Genomic DNA, 4,443 nt, shown 5'->3' with positions numbered 1-4,443 from the left:
TGCGCGTGGTACTCGGGCGCGTGCGGGGTGGTGCCGGCGCCCCACCCCCCCCGCACGCGCGCGCCCGGCGCCTTGCCGGCGGCGAGCCGCGGCAGCAGGCCGCGGAGATGCTCGAAGGGGCGCCCGTCTCGGAAGAAGCTCGATTCATGCGTGGTCAGCGCCTCCACCACGGCGCGTTCCAGCGCCTCGCCCGGCGCCAGGCGCAGCTTCTCCCCCAGCACGCGCAGGGAAGCGAGGCCGAAGCGCTGCAGCACGGGGCCGAGCCGCGTCTCCAGCAGGTAGGATTTGTCCTCGGTCAGCACGATGCCGGCGCGCCGGCGCACCAGCGCGGCAATCTCGGCGAAGCCCGGCTCCGTCACGCGCGTCCCTCCCCGCAGGCGGCGAGCAGTCGCGCCGCGATCTCCTCCGGCGGCGCCAGCGCCGCCGCCAGGCCCGCGCGCGCCACCGCGCCGGGCATACCCCACACCACCGAGCTCGCCTCGTCCTGCGCCAGCACGCCGCCGCCCGACTCGCGCAGCGCACGGCAGCCGGCCAGCCCGTCCTGGCCCATCCCGGTCAGGATCGCCGCCACCACGCGTCCGCCGCAGGCCGCGACCAGGCTGCGCAGCAGCGGGTCCACCGCGGGGCGGCAGAAATTCTCGGCCGGCCCGTCCGACAAGTGCGCGACGAGCCCGGCCGCGGAGGGCTTCGCCAGCAGGTGCCGGTCGCCCGGCGCGAGATACAGCCGGCCCGGCAGCAGCGCCTCGCCGTCGCGCGCCTCGGCGCAGGGCAGGCGGCGCAACCGCGCCAGATGGTCGGCCAGCAGCGCCGTGAAGCCGGCCGGCATGTGCTGCACCACCAGGACGGGCACCGGCGGCGGCCGCGTCAGCGCACCGACCAGCGCGGCCAGCGCCTGCGGCCCGCCGGTGGAACTGCCGATGGCGATCACCTGCGGCTTCGGCAGCGTGCCCGCAGCCGCGACGGGCATTCGCATCGGCCGCGGCGCCGCGCGCTGGCGCATCCGCGCCCAGCCCAGGACCTTCGCGCGCAGTTCCTCGCCAAAGGCGGGGTCGGCCATGCCGCCCTGCGCGGCGGCGGGCTTCGGCACGTAGTCCACCGCGCCGGCGCGCAGCGCCGCCATGGTCGCCGCGGCACCGCGCTGGCTCAGCGCGCTTGCCACGATCACCGAACTGCCGGGCGCCGCGCGCAGGATCAGCGGCAGCGCCGTCAGCCCGTCCATCACCGGCATCTCGAGGTCGAGCAGGATCACCTCGGGGCGCGCCGTGGCGGGCGTCGCCGCCAGCATCTCCAGCGCCTGCCGCCCGTCCTGCGCCTGCGCCACCACGCGGATCGCCGCATCCCGCCCCAGCAGGCGCGCGAGCGCGCCGCGCGCCACCGCGCTGTCGTCGCACAGCATCACCCGCACCGCGCCGGCGACGGCCGGCGGCGCCGTGGCGAGTGCCGCGCTCACGCGGCGTCCTGCAGCAGGCCGAGCTGTGCGAGCTTGCCCGCCAGGATCTCCGCGTCATAGGGCTTCATCACGTATTCCTGCGCGCCCGCCTCCAGCGCCTGCATGATGCGCTCCGGCGTGTTCTCGGTGGTGCAGAGCATCACCAGCGGCCGCTCCGCGCCGTGCTCGGCGCGCGCCGCGCGCAGGAATTCCAGACCGTCCATCACCGGCATGTTCCAGTCGAGCAGCACGAGGTCCGGCATCGCCTCGCGGCAGGCAAGCAGCGCCTTCTCGCCATCCTCCGCCTCGCGCACGCCGAAGCCGAGACCTTCGAGCAGGCGGCGCGCCGCCTTGCGCATCACCCGGCTGTCGTCCACCACCAGGCAGTCGCGGCCAGCTTCCATCGTCGCGCTCATCGGTCGCCCCCGATCGCCAGCAGCCGCTCGACATCCAGCAGGATCAGCAGCTGCCCGTCGCGCCGATGCACCCCGCGCGAGACCTCGCGCCAGGCGGGATCGAGCGTCGGCGGGTTGGGCTGTCGGTCGGCGGCGAGCAGCGGCACCACCTCGCCCACCGCGTCGGCCAGCATGGAATAGAGCTCGCCGCCCTGCTCGACCACGATGCTCATCGGCTTCGCCGCGGCATCGCGCGACGGCAGGCCTAGGCGGCGGCGAAGGTCCACCGCGGTGACGATCCGCCCGCGCAGGTTCATCGCGCCCTCAATCTCCGGCGGCGCGAGCGGGATGGGCGTGATGCCCTGCGCGCCGAGCACGTCGCGCACCGCCAGCACCGGCACGCCGCAGGGCTGCCCGCCCACGGTCAGTGTCAGCACCAGCTCGCCCTCGTCGATCGCGGCCTGTGTCGATTGCGTGCGCATCGCTACCTCTCCTCAGGCCGCCGCGACCGGCATCGCGAGGCAGGCGGCGAGCGAGGCCGCCAGCGCGTCGCGGTCGTATTTCGCCACGAAATCGGTGAAGCCCGCTTCCCGCGCGCGGGCCAGCGCCGGCGGATCGGTGCGGCCCGAGAGGGCGATCAGCGGCAGCGCCGCCCAGGCCCCGCCGTCGCGCAGCGCGCGGGCCAGGGCGAAGCCGTCCATGCCCGGCATCTCGATGTCGGAGACGATGGCGTCGAACGCGGCGCCCTGCTCGCGGAGCGCCAGCGCCTCCGCGGGCTGGCCGACGGCAACCACCTCGTAGCCCTGCGCGGCGAGGCTCGGCACCACCAGCTCGCGGAAGAAGGCGCTGTCCTCCACCACCAGCAGGCGCTTCGCCGCCGCCGCCTCGTTCGCACGGAACCAGTCGCCGCCCGCCTGGCGCAGCCACCAGGCGGTGTCGATCACGTCGGTCACCTTCCCAGCCACCACGGCGGAGCCGAGGAAGCCCGCGCGGTCGGTGCCGCCCTTGATCTCCAGCCGCTCCTCGACGACGTCGAGGATGGCGTCCACCATCAGCCCCAGGCTGCGCTCGCCCTCGCTGAACACCAGCACGGTCTGCCGCCCGCGCCCTTCCGCCTCGGCCGAGAGTCCCACGCCGCCCATCGGCACAAGCGGCATCAGCGCGCCGCGGTACTGCACCACCGCCGCGCCGCCCGAGAACTCGATGCGGTCCACCGGCAGGTCGTCGAGCCGCGCGACGAGGCCGAGCGGCACCGCCTTCGGCGTCGCGTCGCCCGCGCGGAACAGCAGCAGCGCCGTCTTGCCGGCCGAGCGCATGCCCGCCGCGACGCCTTCCGCCGCACGCGCATTCGCGCCCTCGGCCGCGACGCCCGTGGCGCGCGCGATCCCGTTCGGATCGAGGATCATGATCACGCTGCCGTCGCCCAGGATCGTGTTGCCGCTGAACACGCCGATATGGCGCAGGATCGGCGGCACCGGCTTGACCACGATCTCCTCGGTGTCGTGCACGCGGTCCACGATGATGCCGAAGGTCGCGGGGCCGACCTGCGTGACGACGACGAAGCCGATATCGGCCGCCGGCGCCTCCTCCTCCAGCCCCAGCACGCGGCCGAGCGAGACCAGCGGCAGCAGCCGGTCGCGCAGCCGCAGCACCGGCGCGTCCTTGATCCGCTCCACCTGCGCGCCGGTCGCGCCGCCGACGCGCACCAGCTCCAGCACGCCGATCTGCGGGATGGCGAAGCGTTCCTGCGCCACCTCCACCACCAGCGCGGAGACGATCGCCAGCGTCAGCGGGATCTTGATGATGAAGGTGGTGCCACGCCCGGCGACGGAGGCGACGTCGATCGTGCCGCCGATCCGCTCCACATTGGTCTTCACCACATCCATCCCGACGCCGCGGCCGGAGACCGCGGTGACGGCGGCGGCGGTGGAGAAGCCGGCGCGGAAGATGAAGCGGTGGATCTCGCGATCCGACATCGCCGCGACCTCGGCCTCGCTCGCGAGGCCCTGCGCCACCGCCTTCTCGCGGATGCGGGCGGTGTTGAGGCCCTTCCCGTCATCGGCGATCTCGATCAGGATGTGGCCGCCCTCGTGATACGCGTTGAGCATCACGCGGCCGGTCTCGGGCTTCCCGGCGCGGCGCCGCTCCTCGGTGGATTCCAGGCCGTGATCCGCGCTGTTGCGCACCATATGCGTCAGCGGGTCCTTGATCAGCTCCAGCACCTGGCGGTCCAGCTCGGTGTCGGCGCCGCGCATCTCCAGCTCGATCTTCTTGCCGAGCTCGCGCGCCAGGTCGCGCACCAGGCGCGGCAGCTTCGCCCAGGCATTGCCGATCGGCTGCATGCGCGTCTTCATCACCCCGTCCTGCAGGTCGGAGGTGATGTGGGACAGCCGCTGCAGCGGCACGGAGAAGGCCTGGTCGCCGCGCGCGCGCGCCACCTGCAGCAGCTGGTTGCGCGTCAGCACCAGCTCGCTGACCAGCATCATCAGGTCTTCCAGCACGTCCACCGAGACGCGGATGCTCTGCGGCGGCGCGGCGGCGCCCCCCCCCCCGGCCGGGCGGGGCGCCGCCCCCGCGCCGGCGGGGGGCCGCCCCGCCGCCCCCCCCCCACCCGCCGGC

5 protein-coding genes are annotated in these 4,443 nt (G+C 74.6%); all 5 read right to left on the bottom strand.

Annotation, left to right across the window (positions count from 1 at the left end):
• The coding region (locus AC1MIR_RS19545; RefSeq protein WP_480029859.1) for a protein-glutamate O-methyltransferase CheR at positions 1–359 on the bottom strand (359 nt) is incomplete at its 3' end.
• Complete coding sequence (cheB, locus tag AC1MIR_RS19540; RefSeq protein WP_480029858.1) at positions 356–1,450, bottom strand: chemotaxis-specific protein-glutamate methyltransferase CheB; 1,095 nt, start codon at positions 1,448–1,450, stop codon at positions 356–358. The genes AC1MIR_RS19545 and cheB, both read right to left, overlap by 4 nt.
• Positions 1,447–1,833 carry a response regulator gene (locus tag AC1MIR_RS19535; RefSeq protein WP_480029857.1) on the bottom strand — a complete coding sequence of 129 codons (387 nt, stop codon included), beginning with the start codon at positions 1,831–1,833 and terminating at the stop codon, positions 1,447–1,449. Before AC1MIR_RS19535 ends, cheB begins: the two co-directional genes overlap by 4 nt.
• 8 nt (positions 1,834–1,841) lie before the next feature.
• On the bottom strand, positions 1,842–2,306 hold the full coding sequence (locus AC1MIR_RS19530; protein WP_480029856.1) for a chemotaxis protein CheW: 465 nt from the start codon (positions 2,304–2,306) through the stop codon (positions 1,842–1,844).
• 12 nt (positions 2,307–2,318) lie between these two features.
• Positions 2,319–4,443 (bottom strand): hybrid sensor histidine kinase/response regulator (locus AC1MIR_RS19525; RefSeq protein WP_480029855.1); only part of this gene is annotated, 2,125 nt, incomplete at its 5' end.

It is taken from the genome of Falsiroseomonas sp. RANM36 (assembly GCF_056682175.1).
The sequence above is the reverse complement of the archived record's forward strand: the minus strand, read 5'-3'. Positions and strand labels throughout refer to the sequence as shown.

What these genes read in the sequence shown, in the direction of transcription:
- AC1MIR_RS19535 (WP_480029857.1), bottom strand. Translation starts at nt 1,833, where the DNA reads ATGGAAGCTGGCCGCGACTGCCTGGTGGTGGACGACAGCCGGGTGATG.
- AC1MIR_RS19530 (WP_480029856.1), bottom strand. Translation starts at nt 2,306, where the DNA reads ATGCGCACGCAATCGACACAGGCCGCGATCGACGAGGGCGAGCTGGTG.